The sequence below is a fragment of the Polynucleobacter sp. 71A-WALBACH genome (assembly GCF_018882365.1).
Lineage (GTDB): Bacteria > Pseudomonadota > Gammaproteobacteria > Burkholderiales > Burkholderiaceae > Polynucleobacter.
The window spans coordinates 580729-600349 of sequence record NZ_JACVOP010000001.1 but is presented as its reverse complement, the minus strand read 5'-3'; the positions used below and the strand labels follow the sequence as shown (position 1 = coordinate 600349).

Sequence of the window (19621 nt, the reverse complement as noted above, 5' to 3'; positions counted from 1 at the left end):
CATCATATGACAAGGCAATTGAGATTAATTCTGAGTATGCTGAAGCATGGTCAAATCGTGGATTTACTTTTAATCAAATTGGACTTTTTAAGGAGGCATTGAGCTTATTTACAAAGTCAATAGAACTAAAATCCACTCACAATAATGCTATTTTTAACTTGGGTCTTGGCCAGTTATTGACTGGCGACCTAAAGCGTGGCTGGAACAATCACGAAAAACGGTGGCTCAGGGATGGGGCTGAATCATACCGACATAACGAAATTTCTCAACTAATAGATCTTAATGATCTAAGTCAAAAACGAGTGCTTGTATGGTGTGAGCAAGGCTATGGGGACACTATTCAGTTTGCTAGGTATATTAAAATCCTAATCAACCTAGGAGCAGAAATAATTTTTGAAGTTCAACCACTTCTTAGAGACCTCATTCAACAATCTTTTTTAGATTGTGAAGTTATTCCTACCGGAAGTAGTTTTCACGAGGTAGATTTCCAAGTGCCATTACTAAGCCTACCCCTCTTATTCAATACAGAATTAACATCAATACCAAATGATGTGCCCTATCTAAGGAGTGAGGGATCGAAATTTATTTATTTAAAAAGTAATTCCAATATAACAGCTAAAAAATTAAATATTGGAGTTGCCTTCTCTGGAAATCCGAGCCATAAAAATGATTTCAACCGCTCTATTGATCTATCTCTATTAAAGCCCCTGCTTAATATTGGGAGTCTTTTTATAATCCAAAAAGGTATTTCTGAGAAAGACCGCCTGTTTCTAGATGCTCAGACTGAAATTAAATATGTTGGAGATCAAATACACTCTTTCACCGATACGGCTGACTGTGCAAAGCAAATGGATCTTGTTGTTTCCGTTGACACCTCATTGGCACACTTAGCTGGAGCCCTAGGCTTACCAACCTACACTCTTTTGCCGTGGGTACCAGATTGGCGATGGCTATTGGATCGTGAAGATAGCCCCTGGTATCCAACCATGGAAGTTCTTAGACAACCCTCCAGGGGAGACTGGCAATCAGTAGTTGAAATCCTAACAACAAGAATCGCCTCTAAATTCCTTGGATGATGGTGGGGTGTAAAGAAAAGTTTACACCCAGCACTCCAGTTAAAGAATTTTTTCAGATTCGGCCTTAAAATCAATGCACTACTACTTAGGAAAATTTTATGGATACCAAAGCAAAAATTCAAGAAATCGTTAGCAGTCATCCTGTCGTATTGTTCATGAAAGGAAATGCCCAATTTCCGCAGTGTGGCTTTTCTGGAAATGCAGTCAATATCTTGCGTTCATGTGGTGTAGAAAATCTACACACCGTGAATGTATTAGAAGATGCTGAAATTCGCCAGGGGATTAAAGAGTTTGCCAACTGGCCAACCATTCCTCAGCTCTACATCAATGGTGAATTCATTGGTGGTTCAGACATCATGACCGAGATGTTCCAAAGCGGTGAATTGAAAAAGCTAGTTCAAGGTTAAGTTCCGGTAGATTGCCAGTAGACCCCATTAGTGACTTTTGATTTAAGCTCTCTCCTGCTTTTTGGCCTGCCATTAGGATTATGTGCAGGCCTTCTAGTCTACGCGCTCAATTTACGCTCAGCACTTACACGAGCTGAACAACAGGCTCAAACTGAAGTTGCACTTACGCTTAGCCTTCGGGCTGAGCGTGATCAAGCCTTACAAAATGCTATTCGACTTGAGGCGGCGCTTGATTCTGAGCGCAAGCAAGGTCTAGGCAGGATTGAATCTCTCAATGAAGCCAAAGAAGCCCTGACCAACCAATTCAAAAATCTTGCTAATGAAATTTTAGAAGATAAATCCAAGCGCTTTACCGAACAGAACGTCGCTAATTTAGATGCCTTGCTGAAGCCATTGCAAACTAAGCTGACTGAATTTAAGGAACAAGTAAATACCTCTTATGGCAATGAAGCGCGTGAACGCTTTGCACTCAAGAGTGAGATCGAACGTTTGGCTAATCTCAATCTGCGTATGTCCGATGAGACGCGCTCACTAACCCAGGCACTTAAAGGGGATTCCAAAGTACAAGGAAATTGGGGTGAGTTAGTTCTAGAGTCCATTCTTGAGTCTTCGGGGCTACGTAAAGGTGAAGAGTATCTAGTTCAAGATAGTCATACTCAAATTGATGGTTCACGTCTTCAACCAGACGTTGTCGTCAAACTACCTGAAGGCAGAAGCCTTGTAGTTGATAGCAAAGTATCAATCACGGCCTACTCACGCCATGCTGAGGCATCTGATCCGGCAATTGCCGAGCAAGAGTTAACTGCGCATATTCAGTCGCTCAGACAGCATATTCAAGGTCTATCTAGCAAGAACTACAGCTCCTTGTATGGCATTGGTTCTGTAGACTTTGTGTTGATGTTTGTACCCATTGAGCCTGCCTTCTTATTGGCACTGAAGACGGCGCCAAATCTTTACCAAGAAGCATTAGCAAAGAATATTGTGCTGGTATGTCCAAGTACTTTGATGGCAACTCTGCGTACTGTTGCCCACTTGTGGCGTCAAGATCACCAAAACCGTAATGCTCTAGAAATTGCAAAACAGTGCGGCACTCTCTATGACAAATTTGTTGGATTTGTAGATGATCTAGAAAAGTTAGGTCAACGATTAGATCAGGCTCAAACTAGTTATCACGATGCCTTTAATAAACTCAAGTCCGGCAAAGGCAATCTCATTCGTACTGCTGAGAAGGTGCGTGAGCTTGGTGTTAAGCCCAGTAAGAACTTGTCTGCCCCACTGATTGAATCGTCAACAGACTCCGAATAGAAAATTGACTGCTACTAGCGCATCAGATATCAAAGCTGCATCACATTCCTATAGAAAAGTTGCTATTGCAGCTTGTTTTGGTACTTTTTTAGAGTGGTATGACTTTCTTACTTTTGCTACTCTTGCAGTTGTATTTGCCCCCCTCTTTTTTCCATCTAGCGATCCCAGCACAGGTCTTTTAGCAAGCTTAGCCACCTTCGGAGTTGGTATGGTGGTGCGCCCAATTGGAGCGGCCATTTTTGGCAGCATCGGCGATCGTATTGGTCGTCGCCCTGTCTTCATGATCACAATTACCCTGATGGGAATTGCAACGGTCTGCGTTGGATTTTTACCTACCTATGCCCAAGTAGGAATCTGGGCACCCATTCTGTTGGTTAGCTTCAGACTGCTTCAGGGCCTCTCGGCTGGGGGTGAGATTGGCGGTAGCGCTGTGTACCTCACGGAACATGCTGGCAACGCTAATCGGGGCTTTAAGACGAGTTTTTTGCAATTGATGGGGCCACTTGGCATCTTGGTTTCGACACTTCAAATTGCACTGCTTCAGGGCTACCTGACTCAAGAGGAATTTCTATCATGGGGTTGGCGAGTGCCATTTTGGGTTTCGCTCATCCTTTTATTGTTAGCATTTAAAGCAAGGATAGCTCTTGAAGAAACACCGATCTTTGTGGAGCTTAGCAAGACATCAACTCAAGCAAAAAATCCACTACGAGAAAATCTCAAAGATCCTGAAACTAGAAAACGCATGTTTTTGCTCTTCTTCTGTATTTCAGCAGGCGGGGCAGTTTTATTTTTCTGCGTACAAGTCTATACCTCAATCTTTCTAAAGACCTCTGTAAAACTTGTACCTCAGCTCGTAGATCAATTAAGCGTTTATGCCACGCTTGCCCTGCTACCACTAACTATCTTTGCGGGCTGGCTATCCGATAAGGTTGGCAGGAAGCCTGTAGTAGTTAGCGGTCTAATCCTAGGAGCTACATTAATTCTTCCAGCATTCTATTGTCTCCAAGCTAATAGCGATTCAACAATATTGGTAACGCTAGTATTAGTTGGCTTATCGACAATCCTTGCACTAGTAGTGGGCCCACAAACAGCACTACTTGCAGAGCTCTTTCCTGCAAAAACTAGAAATAGTGCGGCTACACTCCCTCACAACCTTGCGGCTGGCTGGATAGGCGGACTCCTGCCTTTGATTGTTACTTGGTTAAATCAAGAGTGGGCAAGTGATACTGCTGGGCTCTGGTACCCAACAATTTTTCTGGCGAGTGGAGCGGTGGTGGCAATGTTGTATTTGCCAGAGACCCATAAAACCAATTTAAATCATTGATTTAAATGCTGAAGTGCTAACGCACTTAAGTCTATCTTCACCTGCTCTAAGACGCTATCCCAATCACCAGGCTTTGGCTGTTGATAAATTTTTGCAGTTGGATACCAAGGGCTATCCGATCTTCCGCGTAACCAACGCCAGCAAGAGTCATAACGATTGAGAATCCAAACTGGCTTACCTAAGGCCCCAGCTAGATGAGCTGTGGAAGTATCTACCGAAATAATTAAATCTAAGTTTTCAATGAGAGCAGCTGTATCTGAAAAATCATCCAGCCACTGAGCACAATTAATAATGTTTGGCCAAAGCTCATCCTTCTTGGTAATCAGCTCAGACTCTGCTGGATCACCCTTCTGCAAGCTATAAAAATCTACACCAGGTACATCTTTTAACTTTGTAATTTGCTCTAGCTCAATATTGCGACGCTTATTGATTGCCCATAGTTCTGGATGATCAACTCTAAATCCACCATTCCAGACAACCCCAACACGTAGATTCCTGCCTTTGGCAACCCTTGATTCAAATTGCGCTTTTTTATCTTGATCACATGCGAGGTAAGGAATGCCTGCTGGAATAGTTTCGACATTAGTCTCAAAAAGAAGGGGGAGGCTTAGCAATGGGGATTGATAATCAAAATGCTTTAGCTCTGAATCAATGCTGTCGACCAAAGTGCAACAGCTTCTCAGCGAACCTAAAACTTTCATTAAAGGCTTCTGCACAACAAATGTCACGCTGGCATCTAAATCTACTAACGGCTTGATATAGCGACAGAACTGAAGGGTGTCCCCGAGCCCCTGCTCCGCCCAAATCAGGATCTGTTTGCCCGCTATATTTTGCAAAGCTTCTAATCTTGGAATATTGCTATAGAGGAGCTTGGATGCATGACTTTTAAACCAACGGGCTTCGTAATTCTGCCAACCCGTTTCATAGTTACCACCAGAGAGTTGCCCTAAAGCTTTATGCCAATACGCATCAACATATTGTGGATTAATGGCGGTGGCTATATCAAAGCATTCCATGGCCTCTTGGTGACGATGAAGTAACTCTAGAGCATTACCTTTGTTGCTATAAGCCTCAGCATAGTCCGGCATCAGTGAAATTGCCTTGTCATACCACTGAAGGGCTTCTTCATAGCGATGAAGATCCTGCAAGACATTACTCTTGTTGTTGTAAGCTTCAGCATATTCGGGGGCCAATTCAATTGCAGCCTCTAGGCTAATCAACGCCTCTTCAAGCCGATGAAGCTCCTTGAGGATATTGCCACGATTACTATGAGCAAGGGCATTATCTGGGGCCAGAGAAATCGACCTGTTAATCAGCTCAAGGGCTCGAACGTAATCGAACTTCATGGCAGCCACTACAGACAACAACCTCAAGATATCAGGATTACTAGCATCCAAGGCTTCAGCCTTAACTAGAAGCTCATCTGCTTTATCAAACTCCCCAATCTGAATATGTGACAGGGCATTGTTAAGAAGAATAGTAATTGTTGTCAGTGACACTTAAATTCCCAATATTGCTTTAATGACAAATGGTCTAGCCTCAACCAGATAGTCAGTGGGATTCATTGCCCTATCTCTTTCAAAATCTAGTAAAGCATCGGGTGAAATTCCGGAGTTGTTGCTATGCATTCCAGCCTCAAATCGATCGCGTGCAAAATGTTCAACATATGAGTTTTTTGGCACTAGAAATGGTCTATTAAGAGTTTTGGGCCAGATCATGTCCCACCCGTAAGCCGTCTCAGCGGCCGGCTCTTTATCCAAGTAATCAACGATCAACTTCACCATTTCACGCGTGTAGCACATGCTGATTCCAGGACAAGTCTCATATAAGAAGAATTGCTCATTCTCAGCCATCAATCTACTCTGATGAAAAACTGAATTAAACAAGCCAACAGGATAAACTTCATTACCGTGTTGCTGCTGCCCATTAAATATCCCCCTCAGAAGGTCTACGAAGCTAGGATCGTGAATAGCATCGTTATCCGTTAGATATAGAAGATCGCAATCTGTATATTTATTTAAAAAATCTCTAAAAGCTCTTGCTCTAGATTTTTCAATGCCGCCACGCATTGCAAATCTAACTACCTCGTCTGCAAACTCGCTTAAATACTCAGAAGAGTAAGCCCCTGAATCATCATCATAAATAACCAGCTTTGTTTGGTCATCGCGTACAGACTGAAGATTCTTAAGACACAAATCGGTGGTGATCGGGCGGTTATAGGTCGCCAATGCGATTAATATTTTCATATGAAAGCCCTCAAATAACTTCGAGTGCTAAATTCTGATTTAGGGAAAATTTTGGCGAATATTGCTAGAAAGCGCGGTGGCTGATTCATTTAACATGTCACCATACATTCTGATATCGGGAGTATTCCAAACCCTCATTCGCACTAAATTGACCTCCATGTAGCCCTCTAAAGCACGCAGATCAGAAATCCCTCCACCCATAAATGAGACCAATGGGGGGGTGTCCAAGTGAATGCCTGCTCCGAACGTAAGGGCATATCGACTCAAATGATCATAGTCTGCCGCAATTTTGTAACTAACATCAAAACCGTTGATAGACAAAGAATTCTTAACTTTTAGGAGGCTGCTTGGATGTGGGCAGCTCATGAAATATTTCATTGAATTTGGATCTGGCTGAGATACAGCACCCGTAGCTGCAAATAAGATTGGCGCATGATATGCAACCTCACTAAGCAGACCACTATTTAACTTATCCAAAAGAATCTTCATCGCCTCGGGTAATATCATATCCCCAGCACCAAGAACCATGTAGTAATCCGTTTGGCAATAGCTCAAACACTGATTCATTGCATCATAGAGAGAGGTATCGGCCTCACGATATATCTTGATATTCTCTCCAGAAAAACTATTTGCAAATTTAACATCAGTTTTATCTGAAAATTTAATAACCCACTGGATGTTCTCAGATAGAAATGGTGAAATTGAGGCGGCCGTATTCTGTAAAACAGCAGGCTCACCAGTTACGCAGGTCAAAATTGCAATAGATGTCATATTTATTTAGGGGTTTCAATAGCCTTCAAGGGCAATGAGTGCTCCGTATAGTCAGTATTTATTAGCCGTGGATTGATAAATATTTTTCCACCCTGCTCTCTTATCCCAAAATTTAGTGGGATGTGTTCACATATTTCCACACCATTTCCATATAACCCAACATAAGCACTCTGGATCATCATGGATTTTTTGTAAATAGCCAGCCCACCAAATGCCGAATCAACCTCTAACCACTCAAAGTCAGGTGGAACTACAATCATCTTTGAATACACGCATGCATAGGTGAGATTGGCATGATTGCTATTAAACTGCGATAAAAATCTATGTTCCAGCCAGCAATCACCTGGCGACCAAAGATGATGTCTAAGCGTCCAAATATCATAATATGGGCCAAGCTGGTTTGCGGTACAGACGTCCCAATCTTCTCTGTGCCAACAACTTAGCAATGATTCTTCAGTAAGAAGCGTATTGGTATCGTCAAGATCTGAAACTATGACGTATTCAATATTCTTGTAAATTGTATTTTGTTTAAGCTCTTGAAGATATGTATTTCGACAAAACGCTAAGCGCTCAGTTCTAGGTGGCATTTTTTCAGTCAAATTTCCCAGTGATAAAAATCGGAAATTTGGAACATTTTTTGAAATAGCCCTCAATATTTCCACCGTATCATCAGAGCTATCTGATTCAACAATCAACCAATGCACCTCAGAAAATCTTGATACCGCCTGATTTAATTTTGAAATATTACTCTCAATATTAGCGGCACCATTACGAACCAACCCAGCAATTAACAATGGCTGATTAAAGAAATTTTCATCAAGTTTCATTATTACCCCCCAGACTCTCGAGCTCGTAGCTCCAAATTATCCTCAATCGCATATTTATATCCGTTTATCAGCATTTGATTCATTAAATTTGGGATAGCGGCGTTTAGGGATGCCTGTAGCTCAGGGCGAACTGTCGATGAATTTGGGTTGAACATTTTCTCAAGATGGATTGACTTAAAAAATATAATGTATCCATCTAGAAGCGTTGCCCGTATATTGTGGCGCCGAGCCAAATACTCTATTGAATTAGAAGAGTAGAAAAATATATGCTGTCCATGATCGGCCGCCAAGTAATCCCACTCTGAGTTTTGCGCCTCAAATAAGTTTGTTTGCGCAACTACTATTTCCGGCTGATAAGAAAAAATTTCATCGAAGTATTGCGCAGGCTTATCGAAATGTTCGGCCACCTCAGATAAGTTTATTACTGTTGCCCCCTCCAGGGAGGCAACATGAAAACCAATCGCAAGCCGAGGCATTGAATAAGCATCATGGCCCCATACATTGAATCCCACATCCCTCATCAACCGAACCAACAGTCCAGACCCACACCCATAATCAATTACCTTGCCACCCTCAAGCCCCAAATGCAAAACAATGGCGCTTAGAAAAGCTGCATTATTAAAAGATCGTATGAGCTGCCCCGTATCAAATCTTTCATTCAACGGGTTGTATGCTTCACCCAGCCAATATGGAACCTCTGTTTGCAAAGAGCCACAACCATCACATCGATAGTAACTAACTTGATATTTAGAGAGGACTTTTTTTTCAAATGAAAATTGAGCGATTCCACCACAAAGCCTGCATTCAATTTTTTCAGTCATATTCACTGCTTCTATTGTCTGACTAATTTGAATTGGCTTGGGATTCTGTATGGAGCATTTTGATACAGAGAAAAATGGTGGTGCCCCTTGTCCGACTCGAACAGACCACCTACTGATTACAAATCAGTTGCTCTACCAGATGAGCTAAAGGGGCAACGACTGATATTTTATCCTATTTCACAATCGTTAAGGAAGGTCTTGTGGATTTTGTCTTTTCGACGTCATCCAAGATCACTTCTTTTGGCTTATTAGCCTGACTGGCATTAAATGGAAATGACATTCCCTGGCCATTTTCTCGCGCATAAATTGCTAGAACATGACTTACCGGCACCATGATTTTCCTTGGAATGCCGCCAAATCTAGCCTGAAAGCTTATCCAGTCATTGTCCAAATTCAGCTGATGGCAGGCCTCAAGGGATAAGTTGAGAACGATCTCATCGTTCTTCACAAACTCCATGGGCACTTCAACGCTGGAATCTACAAATACGGCCATGAAAGGCGTAAAACCAAAATCCGTGCACCACTGATGTAGAGCACGGATTAGGTAGGGCTTATTGCTTGGAACGTCAGACATGCTGATTTAGTCGCCTGAGTAATGAGCCGCTTAGCGGCGCATTACCTTTTCTGAAGGTGTGAGTGCCTCAATGTAAGCAGGTCTGCTGAAAATACGCTCAGCGTACTTCAGTAAGGCAGCTGCATTACGTGAGAGATCAATGCCGTAATGCTCCAAACGCCACAATAAAGGAGCGATTGCAACGTCCAGCATGGAGAACTCTTCACCCAACATGTACTTATTCTTCACGAAAATCGGTGCAAGCTGAGTTAAGCGGTCACGAATAGCTAAACGCGCTTTTTCATGAACCTTCTCAGCGGCTTTACCTTTTTCGTTTTCCAAGGCAGCTACGTGGACAAACAACTCTTTCTCAAAATTGAAGAGGAAGAGACGTGCACGTGCACGTGCAACAGGATCAGGCGGCATCAATTGTGGATGAGGAAAACGTTCATCAATATATTCATTGATGATGTTTGACTCATACAAAATCAAGTCGCGCTCAACCAAGATTGGAACTTGGCCATATGGGTTCATAACCGAGATGTCTTCTGGCTTGTTAAACAAGTCCACATCGCGGATTTCAAAATCCATGCCTTTTTCGAAAAGCACCAAACGGCAGCGTTGCGAGAATGGGCAGTTTGTGCCCGAGTACAACACCATCATAAATTTATTTCCTTAAATATCTACTTCATTACAACAAACGCACAACTAGCTGCGGCTTTAAATCTTTTACAACTGTGGCTTAGTGGATATCTTTCCAATAAGCCTTGTTCAAACGCCAAGCCAATAAGGTGAAAATTGCCAAGAAGATAAGCACAACAACACCTAAACGCTTACGCTCAAGCTGAACTGGCTCAGCCATCCAAGACATGAATGCAACCAAATCAGCAATATTGTCGTCATACTCTTGTGACTTCATCGTACCCGGCGTCAATTGCTCGAAACCAACGAATACTTTTTCTGTGCGGCTTTCATCATGCGGATCTTTACGCTCCTCAAACTTCGCAGCACGCTCACCTTGCAACTGCCAGAGAACATGAGGCATACCTACGTTGGGGTATACCAAGTTATTCCACCCAGTTTGGGTAGTGTCATCCTTGTAGAAGGTGCGGAAGTAGGTATAGAGCCAATCAGTGCCGCGTGCACGCGCCTCAACGGATAGATCAGGAGGAGTCTTACCAAAGAATGCCTTACCTTCTTTTGGCGTCATCGAGATCGTCATAAGATCACCAACTTTAGCGTCGGTCAAAATCAAGTTATCTTTGATTTGCTGATCAGTCAGGCCAATATCTCGTAAGCGGTTGTAACGCATGCTTGAAGCTGCATGACAGTTCAAACAATAGTTCACAAATAACTTGGCACCGTTTTGCAGGGAAGCATTATTGCTTACGCGATTGGGCGCTGTATCCAATGGAAAACCGCCTTCATTAGCCTGGGCAGTTAGACCAAAACCAAGGGCGGCAACCACAACAGTTGCCTGGCAGACGCCCATCAAAGTTTGCAGAATTCGTTTCATACTAGTTCCTAATTTCTCTTTGCTGATATCTCAGGCGTGAATTAATGGGACTCAAAAGTAACGCGGGTTGGAACTGGCTTGAAGGTACCAAGCTTGCTCCAGAACGGCATTGCCAAGAAGAAGCCCAGATAGTAAATAGTGCAAACCTGAGAAATCTTTTCAAACACTGGTGAAGGCGGCTCAATACCCAAGTAACCCAAAATCACAAAGCTCACGACAAACACACCATAAATATATTTATGGAACTGTGGACGATAGCGAATGGATTTCACCGGGGAATGATCCAACCAAGGCAAGAAGAACATGATCACAACAGAACCACCCATGATCACCACACCCCAGAACTTCGCATCAAATGCGTAGAAGCCGGCAGCCAGTACTAGGGCGATAGCTACGCAAGCGCCCTTCACCTTAATGTTCTTAGAGCTAATAGCAAACATACTCAAAATGACTGCCAAGAAAATCCACAATGGCAATAAGAAGTTTGAAGTAGTTGCACGCAACATTGAATAGAACGGCGTGAAATACCAAACCGGCGCAATGTGCGTTGGAGTCACAAATGGATTTGCTGGGATAAAGTTATTTGCCTCTAAGAAATAGCCGCCCATCTCAGGAGCAAAGAACACGATGCAAGCAAAGACCATAAGGAATCCGCCTAAATACATCACGTCGTGAACGCTGTAATACGGATGGAATGGAATGCCATCAACGGGGTGACCGTTAGCATCAAGCGTATCTTTAATTTCTACGCCGTCTGGATTATTTGAACCCACTTCATGCAAGGCAAGAATATGAGCTGCAACCAGTCCAATCAATACCAATGGAATAGCAATCACATGGAAAGCAAAGAAGCGATTGAGGGTGGCATCACCGACCACATAATCACCACGCAACCATAAAGAAAGGTCTGGACCAATCAATGGAATTGCAGAGAACAAGTTCACGATAACCTGAGCACCCCAGTAGGACATTTGGCCCCATGGCAGCAAGTAACCAAAGAAGGCTTCACCCATTAAGCACAAGAAAATCGCACAACCGAAAATCCAAATCAGCTCACGTGGCTTGCGATATGAACCGTAGATCAATCCACGGAACATGTGCATATAAACGACTACGAAGAACATGGATGCGCCAGTGGAGTGCATGTAACGAATCAACCAACCCCATGGCACTTCGCGCATGATGTATTCAACAGATTCAAAGGCTTTAGCAGCGTCAGGCTTGTAATTCATCACCAAGAAAATTCCAGTGATGATTTGAATTGCCAAAACAACAATAGCTAAAGCACCAAAAATGTAGAAGAAATTTAGGTTTTTAGGTGCGTAATACTCACTCATGTGCCTTTTGAATGCTTCTGTTACTGGCAGGCGTGAATCCACCCATGCCATCAACTTTTGGGCTCCAGAAGCGTCTGCTGGGACTTCTTTTTCGTGAAATGCCATTTATCTCTCCTTAGGCCTTCTTATCGTCGCCAACCAGAATCTTGGTATCGCTCAAATACATATGTGGCGGCACTTCAAGGTTATCTGGGGCTGGTTTGTTCTTAAATACACGACCTGCCATGTCAAAAGTCGACCCATGACATGGGCAAAGGAATCCACCTGGCCATGTATTTGGCAAGGAAGGCTGAGCACCAGACTCAAACTTAGGTGTTGGAGAACAGCCCAAATGCGTACAAATACCCACTACAACCAGGTATTCAGGCTTAATTGAACGCCACTGGTTCTGGGCATAAGGAGGTGTAAATTGTGCTGGATCCCTTAAAGAATCAGGGTCTGCGAGCTCAGAGTCGATTTTTGAGAGCTCAGCAACTTGCTCAGGCGTGCGACGCACCACCCAAACTGGCTTACCGCGCCACTCAACCATACGCATCTCATCAGGCTGCATGCCAGAGATATCGATCTCAACAGCTGCCCCAGCGGCCTTAGCACGCTCAGAAGGCTCAAAACTGTCCACAAAAGGGTAAAGGGCTGCGGCTGCACCAACGCCGCCAACCGCTGAAGTAGCGATCAACCAATTACGGCGATCCTTGTCCATACAGGGCTTGTCACTCATTTACAAAATTCCTCGGAAGAGCATTTATGGGTGGAAATTGCTTAAAGGTAAGATTTTAAAGTAAAAAGTGGGGTATGCAAGTAAGTTATGGGGTTAATCTCGGGTTAATCTGTATCTAATTCAAAAGGAAGGCATTTATGAGCGTTTTAAAGGAGTTTCGGGACTTTGCAGTCAAGGGTAATGTGATCGATTTAGCGGTTGGTGTGATTATTGGCGGGGCTTTTGGAAAAATCGTGGATTCCCTGGTTAATGACATCGTCATGCCAGTGATTTCGACCCTTTTGGGGGGTCATATTGACTTCACCAATCTGTTTATCGTGCTTGGGAAAGTCCCAGAGAACGTTCCTCGCACCTTTGACGCCCTCAAAAAGGCCGGGGTGCCGATTTTTGCCTATGGTAACTTCATCACTATTTCAATCAACTTCATTCTCTTGGCATTTGTGATTTTCCAAATGGTGAAAGTAGTTAACAAGGTTCGACTAATGGATGCTCCACCCGCACCTCCAGAACCAGAAGATACCGTTCTTTTGCGAGAGATCAGAGATAGTCTCAAGAAGTAAGACCACAATAAATTCATTTAAATAAGACTCATTGCTAAGAAACGATGGAAGATTCCTCGAACATTGACAATGAGTCACAACTCGCAGCTCAGCAACTTTTCTCAGAAGGCTTAGGCCTATTTCAAGGGGGAAAATTGCAAGAAGCTGAATTACGCTTTGCAAATGCAATCTCCCTAAATCCCCAAAATATTGATGCATTAAATCTTGCAGGAATTTGCGCATATCAAAAACAAAACTATGAAAGTGCCCTTCACTTTCTCATGCAAGCAAATGAAATTGAGCCAAAGTCACCTTACACATACAACACTATTGGCTTGACGTATCAGGCCCTTCATAAATTTGATTTGGCACTAAGCCAATTTAATATCGCCCTAGGCCTTCAAGACAATATCCCGGAGATTTATAACAATCGGGGCAACGCTCTCAAGGCTTTATTAAAGCTTGATTCAGCAATAGAGTCATACCAAAAAGCACTTCAACTAAACCCAAAATATGTAGAAGCCTTTAATAATCTTGGCGTCACATTTAAAGATGCTGGTAAGGCTGATGAAGCGCTTGCTTGCTTTGAAGAGGCAGTCAAACTCAATCCCAACTATGCAGAAGCCTTTAATAATGCGGGGACAGTCTTTCAAGGCATCGAAAATTATGAGTCCGCACTTCAATGTTATGAACAAGCACTGCAAATAAACCCAAACTACATTGACGCCTTAATTAATTACGGTAACGCGTTCAAAAAAATTAAAAGGTTTGATCAAGCATTACAAGCCTATAGAAAAGTAATTGAAATCGATCCTAAAAATTCACTTACATACTATCTGATTGGTGAAGTTTGTTATGAGCAAGGCAATACTTTAGCCGCGCAAGATAACCATAGAATGGCCCTCAGTATTCAACCAGATTATCCAGATGCTAGATTTGCATTGGCCGTTGCAACCATCCCAAAAGTATTCTCAAGCAGTGAGAGCGTAGAGAAATCTCGAGAGGCATTTGAAAGCCAGCTTCAGGCACTAGAGCAGTGGGTCCCAACATCAAAAGCTCTAAACGGCTTTACCAATATAGGTGCACACCAACCTTTTTATTTAGCCTACCAGGAACTAGATAACAAAAATCTACTGATGCGCTTTGGGAAAATTGGCTGTGGCATTTTAAAAATCTGGCAGGAATCCCAAGGCATAAAACATCAACCACTTTCTGGTACCGGGCCCATTAGACTAGGAATTGTTAGCGCTCACTTTTCAAATCACCCTGTTTGGCATGCAATTACCAAAGGACTTCTATTAAACCTAGATCCTAATTTATTTGAAGTTCACCTTTTCAATCTAGGTATGGGCGAAGATAGTGAGACTGCAATTGCTAGGCAATGTAGCGTTAGTTATACGCAAGGAAAAAAGACTCTTTCAGGTTGGGCCCACTCTGTAGTCGACCATAATATTGAAGTTCTGCTATTCCCGGAAATCGGAATGGATCCGCTCACTCGAGAAATGGCCTCACTGCGACTCGCGCCCATTCAAATGGCATCATGGGGCCACCCAGAAACCACAGGACTCCCAACAATCGATTATTTCATTTCTGGAGATGATTTAGAGCCAGATGATGCAGCTGAAAACTACTCAGAAAAACTCATAAAGCTACCAAATCTCGGATGTTTTTTTGAGGCCTCCGGAGTCACGCCATCCAACCTTGCAATAGAAGATCTTGGCTTAAGTCGAGATCAGCCTATTTTGCTATGCCCAGGATCCCCCTCAAAATACTCACCCGAAAATGACTGGGTTCTTGTTGAAATAGCAAAAAGATTGGGTAAATGCCAGCTTGTATTCTTTGATTTCCAGAGCGATCTCACGCGCATACTAAAAGAACGTTTAGGTGGCTACTTTCATAAAAGCAATCTGTGCTTTGATGATTATGCAAAATTCATTCCCTTTCAGGGCAAAGAGAATTTTTATGCATTAATGAAACAGTCAGACCTATATCTGGATACCATTGGATTCTCTGGATTTAATACCGCCATGCAAGCAATTGAGTGCAATCTACCCATAGTTACCCTTGAGGGTGAATTCCTCCGCGGAAGGTTAGCAAGTAGTATCCTCAGAAGGATGGGAATGAAATCCTTGATTGCTCAATCAAATGATGACTACGTTGAAATTACCGTAGATCTTATTTGTAATTTAGATAAATTTCATCTCACTCACCCTCAACTCAGGCAGAAAAAACAGGCTTTGTTTAATGATGTAGAGCCTATCAGAGCTTTTGAACAATTACTTCTTATCCAATATAAACACTCAATAAATTAACTCGTACTTAATTTCCGCAGTTTCTGCGCGGCGCTTTTACCCAAAGAAAAAACCCACTGTGTTGCCACAGTGGGTTAATTTATTGCTTCGTGCTACTTAGAAATTCTCAGCTAGCTTACGCTAGCGTCAAATTAGAAAGTGTGGCGTACGCCAATTGCGTAGTTGCTTGCACCGGAGCTATTGTTGCCAACAGTTGTACCTGAAACAGTTATGTAGCTACCTGTTGAGGACAATGTTTGACCATAAATAGCGTACAAGTTTGTGCGCTTGCTGAGGTAGTAGTTAGAACCCAACTGCCATGCATTGAAGTTAACAGCTCCGTTATTTTGACCGAAAGCTGTGTAACGACCCAAACCAGCAGAAGCCCAAGCTTCGATAGTTGGAGTGATGAAGCTACGAACACCAATCTGTTCAGCTTGACGCTTAACAAAATAGCTAGAGCTTACAGTTGAAGTAGCTTTACGGTTCAAATACTGGGCATAGGCCTTCAAGATACCGAAGTCATAAGTTGCACCAGCGTAGAACTGGTTGTCCTGAACGTTGTTTCCGATTGCTCCAGTAACAGCTTGTCCAGTTACAGTGCTAGCAGTTGTAGCGCCGTTCGCTTGTGGCTGAGTCCAAATTGCAGTGTTACCTTGAGCAGCAGTACCTAAATCAGTAGCTGTAGTTAACTGTTTCAGTGCTTGGTATTGAGCATTGATATAGAACTTCTGGATTGTGTAATCAGCGCCAATACCCCAACCACCAGCATTAGTGTTACCACCAGAAGTAACTGTTGTTGTAGTTACTTGATTTTGATTCTTGTTATTCAAAGAATATAAAGCGTTTGCTGTAAAGCCAGCAAAGTTATCAGTTTTGAAAGTAATTACGTTAGAGATACGGTTTGTAAATCCAATGCTGTTTGCACCAGAATCAGAATTTGATGTGCCGCCTGCATATGAAGAGTAAACAACGTTACCAACAACGTTATTCATTTGACCTGGGTCAGTTACAGCAACAGCGTTAAAAATACCAGTTTGTTGCAAACCGAGAGCTGTTTGGCCAATGCCATTCTTCTTCAAGCCTACAAATGTCTGACGATTCAAGAGACCAGCATTTGAGTTTCCTGAAGTATTTGTATCTTGTGGATACAACGCAAATTCAGCTGTGAAGAATGCTGAAGTACCGTTACCCAAATCTTCAACACCTTTGAAGCCCAAACGTGATGTAGATTCAGCAGATTGACCGAATTGGTTAGTAGTAGTTCTGGAAACAGGAACTGAGCTGTTGTTTGTAAGGCGTGAGTTACCACCGATGTAACCAACGTCCAACAGGCCGTATACGGTTACGCTTGATTGAGCTTGAGCTGCACCAGCAAATGCTGTTACTGCAGCAACTGCGAATAGCGATTTTTTCATTCTTTAAATCTCCATAAATTGAAAGTAATGCCCAAATAAAACTGGGACCTACGAATTTTGCTTCTTTTGCCCTACTAGACTGGGGGTCAGGGTATTTAGGAGTTCTTTTTGCTTGTCAAAAGGCAGTTTTTTGGCTTTCTTTGTTGTATCACGGCAACAAGGCCATACTTTTCGGGTGTTTTGGGGGCTTAGATGTCAAAATTGTCATATGGCAAGCCGTGAATTCTTAAAAATCCTCAGATCCGCCCGCTTGGGTGATGTTTCTGCGCAACAAAATCTAGCTAGTGCCTACCTTAACGGCACCTTTAATACCCCAATTCAACCCTCTAATGCCTTGATTTGGTTAGAGAAATCCTATTTTTCCATTACAAATCAGTTGCTTAGCGAGACAAGCTCAAGTGATGGTGAAGCCCCCTCCGATTTAAGCACTTCACCAGAATTAATAGATGTTTTCAGCCAAATATCAACCGTCCCTTTGGCTGAAACCTTCAGCTCCCCCGCATTTAAGTTCGGCTGGGACTCCTTCTGGAAGCTTGCTAATGGTCAGAGTGTCTCGAGTGAGGCAGCGCAGTGGCAATTAATCGATCTCTTATTAAATCCACTGCGCAAAGATTTGCAAACTACATTGGCCGATTGGATTGCGAAACAGGATGGCGGTAAAGACTTCTCTGCCTTAGAAATTATCGCTAAGAATTTTTTATTAGCCCTTGCTGAATCTGAATCTACATTCACAGCTCCCGCTAAAGAACTCTTAATTAAGTTACAACCAAAGAATGAGGCGCTGTCCTCACTCTGGGATTCTTGGCTTACCAATCAGGATAAAGATGCGCTGATCAAGGCGGCAGAGTTAGGTCTCACAGCTGCCAAACTCACCCTAGGCTTACAGCTTGCCCAGTTTGATGGAGTCAGTAGCGAAAGCAGTAAATCAAACGCCTCATTAAAAAAAGCAGCTTACTGGTTAGAACTTGCCGCTAAGGATGGTGATCGAGATGCCTGGTTTGCACTTGGTGAGATTTATCGTCGTCCACAGTTTTCTGGCTATAACGCAGCTGAGAGTGATCGCTGCTTTGATAGGGCTGCTGATTTAGGACATGCCCAAGCCCAGTTCCGTAAAGGGGCAAACCTATGGCGCAAGCGAGAGAAGATTGAAGAGAAGGTACGTGGCCTACAAGCTTCCTATTGGGTTTGGCAAGCACACCAACAAGGCGTTGCTGAAGCAAAAGAGTTATTGGGAAAGATTTTAGAAAGTACGCCAAACCCCCAGAAGAATGATTGGCATGAATTAGCTCTGTATGCGGAGAAAGCTCTTGATCACCATGCTGAATACAAACTCGATGAAGAATGGCTCTTAATGTGTCATCGCCTGATCGTTGCGAATCAATTTAATCTCAGTAAAGCAGAATTGCTTCTTTGCGAAGTAGGGCAACTTCAGCATGAACACTGTGTTGTGGTGGACATTCGTTGGGAGTTACCAAAGATTCTGCCTAGACTCATTCAGATTGATACTATTCAACAGCGTCGTACCTTGCTGGCAGCTGGCAAAGCATTTGCGGGTGCGGAATCTGAAATAGAGGGAAATTTAAGGCAAAGACGCTATCGGTTTGACCGCGTCACTATTTGGCTTGCCGATACCTTCGCGAAAAATCAATCGGCGGCAGAGGCAGTCTGAGTTTCGTCTTCGCTAGATGGCTTAGGGACATAGAATCGCGCCACTAATAATCCCAACTCATAGAGCAAGCTCATAGGAACAGCCAAAAGAAGCTGGGATAAGACATCAGGCGGTGTAACGACGGCCGAAATAACAAATGCACCAACAATTACATAAGGACGAATCTCTTTGAGCTTGGCCAAAGGGACCATGCCCATCCGAACCAATACCACCACAACTACCGGCACCTCAAAGGTAATGCCAAAAGCTAAAAAGGTAGTCATCGCAAAACTAAGATAGTTATCGATATCAGTAGACATCTCCGCGCCCAAGGGTGCGTTGTAGCTTGCCATGAAGCTAAACACCGTTGGAAATACCAAGAAGTAAGCAAAAGCCATACCAAATATAAATAAGCTATAGCTACTTACTACCAAAGGCAGAATCAGTCTGCGCTCATGCTGGTATAGACCAGGGGCAATGAAGGCCCACAACTGATACATCACCACTGGTAGGGCAATTAAGAAAGCAACCAGCATGGTCACCTTCATCGGAACGAAGAAAGAGCCCGTAACATCCGTGACGATCATCTTGCCACCAGCAGGAAGAGCCTGAAGGAGTGGTTGCGCAAATAAATGAAAAATATCCGGCGCCCAATATACGAGACAAACAAATACAACAATGATGGCTATCGCCGCCTTAATAATGCGATCGCGCAACTCAAATAAATGAGACAAGAAGGATTCTTGTAAACCCGAATCTTCTGTTGAATTATTTTGAGTCATCTAAATAGTATTTTTAATGTGCGTTTTGCTTAGGGTGTCGAG

General features: G+C 43.1%; 17 protein-coding genes, 1 tRNA gene and 2 pseudogenes. 7 read left to right on the top strand and 13 right to left on the bottom strand.

Annotation, left to right across the window (positions count from 1 at the left end; genetic code table 11):
* From ICN42_RS03155 to ICN42_RS03140, 4 genes and pseudogenes are all read left to right on the top strand, one after another.
* A pseudogene (locus ICN42_RS03155) lies at window positions 1-1076 on the top strand (hypothetical protein); the annotation flags it as partial.
* A 98-nt stretch (window positions 1077-1174) separates the two neighbouring features.
* Complete coding sequence (gene grxD / locus ICN42_RS03150; protein WP_216250711.1) at window positions 1175-1483, top strand: Grx4 family monothiol glutaredoxin; 309 nt, start codon at window positions 1175-1177, stop codon at window positions 1481-1483.
* Window positions 1484-1513: 30 nt separating this feature from the next.
* Window positions 1514-2788, top strand: a complete 1275-nt coding sequence (rmuC, locus tag ICN42_RS03145) for a DNA recombination protein RmuC (RefSeq protein ID WP_216250708.1) — start codon at window positions 1514-1516, stop codon at window positions 2786-2788.
* Between the two features lie 4 nt (window positions 2789-2792).
* Window positions 2793-4112 carry an MFS transporter gene (locus tag ICN42_RS03140; protein WP_216250705.1) on the top strand — a complete coding sequence of 440 codons (1320 nt, stop codon included), beginning with the start codon at window positions 2793-2795 and terminating at the stop codon, window positions 4110-4112.
* Here ICN42_RS03140 and ICN42_RS03135 read toward each other — a convergent pair.
* The 11 genes and pseudogenes from ICN42_RS03135 to petA all read right to left on the bottom strand — a co-directional run bounded on the left by ICN42_RS03135 (window position 4106) and on the right by petA (window position 12901).
* On the bottom strand, window positions 4106-5611 hold the full coding sequence (locus tag ICN42_RS03135; protein ID WP_216250702.1) for a tetratricopeptide repeat protein: 1506 nt from the start codon (window positions 5609-5611) through the stop codon (window positions 4106-4108). The genes ICN42_RS03140 and ICN42_RS03135 overlap by 7 nt on opposite strands.
* Entirely contained in the window at window positions 5612-6358 is a 747-nt protein-coding gene (locus ICN42_RS03130; RefSeq protein ID WP_216250699.1) for a glycosyltransferase family 2 protein, read from the bottom strand.
* A gap of 39 nt (window positions 6359-6397) precedes the next feature.
* Window positions 6398-7129 (bottom strand): hypothetical protein, encoded by a 732-nt coding sequence (locus tag ICN42_RS03125; RefSeq protein ID WP_216250696.1) that lies wholly within the window; start codon window positions 7127-7129, stop codon window positions 6398-6400.
* A gap of 2 nt (window positions 7130-7131) precedes the next feature.
* Window positions 7132-7956, bottom strand: a complete 825-nt coding sequence (locus ICN42_RS03120; protein WP_216250694.1) for a hypothetical protein — start codon at window positions 7954-7956, stop codon at window positions 7132-7134.
* A gap of 2 nt (window positions 7957-7958) precedes the next feature.
* Window positions 7959-8777, bottom strand: coding sequence for a class I SAM-dependent methyltransferase (locus tag ICN42_RS03115; RefSeq protein ID WP_216250692.1), 819 nt, complete (start codon window positions 8775-8777; stop codon window positions 7959-7961).
* Between the two features lie 78 nt (window positions 8778-8855).
* Window positions 8856-8931: transfer RNA gene (locus tag ICN42_RS03110), tRNA-Thr, on the bottom strand.
* Window positions 8932-9018: 87 nt separating this feature from the next.
* Window positions 9019-9351 (bottom strand): annotated as a pseudogene (locus ICN42_RS03105) (ClpXP protease specificity-enhancing factor); the annotation flags it as partial.
* Between the two features lie 30 nt (window positions 9352-9381).
* A complete protein-coding gene (locus ICN42_RS03100; RefSeq protein ID WP_062307169.1) occupies window positions 9382-9993 on the bottom strand; it encodes a glutathione S-transferase N-terminal domain-containing protein in 612 nt (203 codons plus the stop codon).
* A gap of 79 nt (window positions 9994-10072) precedes the next feature.
* Window positions 10073-10846, bottom strand: a complete 774-nt coding sequence (locus tag ICN42_RS03095; protein ID WP_370625995.1) for a cytochrome c1 — start codon at window positions 10844-10846, stop codon at window positions 10073-10075.
* A gap of 41 nt (window positions 10847-10887) precedes the next feature.
* Window positions 10888-12288 (bottom strand): cytochrome bc complex cytochrome b subunit, encoded by a 1401-nt coding sequence (locus ICN42_RS03090; RefSeq protein ID WP_216250687.1) that lies wholly within the window; start codon window positions 12286-12288, stop codon window positions 10888-10890.
* A 10-nt stretch (window positions 12289-12298) separates the two neighbouring features.
* Window positions 12299-12901: a ubiquinol-cytochrome c reductase iron-sulfur subunit gene (gene petA, locus ICN42_RS03085; RefSeq protein WP_216250684.1), complete on the bottom strand. Its 603-nt coding sequence runs from the start codon at window positions 12899-12901 to the stop codon at window positions 12299-12301.
* A gap of 137 nt (window positions 12902-13038) precedes the next feature.
* On the opposite strand from petA, the gene mscL reads away from it, so the two are divergent.
* On the top strand, window positions 13039-13461 hold the full coding sequence (gene mscL, locus ICN42_RS03080; protein ID WP_216250682.1) for a large conductance mechanosensitive channel protein MscL: 423 nt from the start codon (window positions 13039-13041) through the stop codon (window positions 13459-13461).
* A 44-nt stretch (window positions 13462-13505) separates the two neighbouring features.
* Window positions 13506-15752 carry a tetratricopeptide repeat protein gene (locus ICN42_RS03075; RefSeq protein WP_216250678.1) on the top strand — a complete coding sequence of 749 codons (2247 nt, stop codon included), beginning with the start codon at window positions 13506-13508 and terminating at the stop codon, window positions 15750-15752.
* A gap of 131 nt (window positions 15753-15883) precedes the next feature.
* Here ICN42_RS03075 and ICN42_RS03070 read toward each other — a convergent pair whose 3' ends face one another.
* Window positions 15884-17149, bottom strand: coding sequence for a porin (locus tag ICN42_RS03070; RefSeq protein ID WP_216250676.1), 1266 nt, complete (start codon window positions 17147-17149; stop codon window positions 15884-15886).
* 208 nt (window positions 17150-17357) lie between these two features.
* On the opposite strand from ICN42_RS03070, the gene ICN42_RS03065 reads away from it, so the two are divergent.
* Window positions 17358-18818: a tetratricopeptide repeat protein gene (locus ICN42_RS03065; RefSeq protein WP_216250673.1), complete on the top strand. Its 1461-nt coding sequence runs from the start codon at window positions 17358-17360 to the stop codon at window positions 18816-18818.
* On the opposite strand, the gene tatC is transcribed toward ICN42_RS03065, so the two are convergent.
* Window positions 18794-19579 (bottom strand): twin-arginine translocase subunit TatC, encoded by a 786-nt coding sequence (gene tatC / locus ICN42_RS03060; RefSeq protein WP_216250671.1) that lies wholly within the window; start codon window positions 19577-19579, stop codon window positions 18794-18796. The two genes, ICN42_RS03065 and tatC, sit on opposite strands and share 25 nt — an antisense overlap.
* Window positions 19580-19621: the final 42 nt, after the last annotated feature.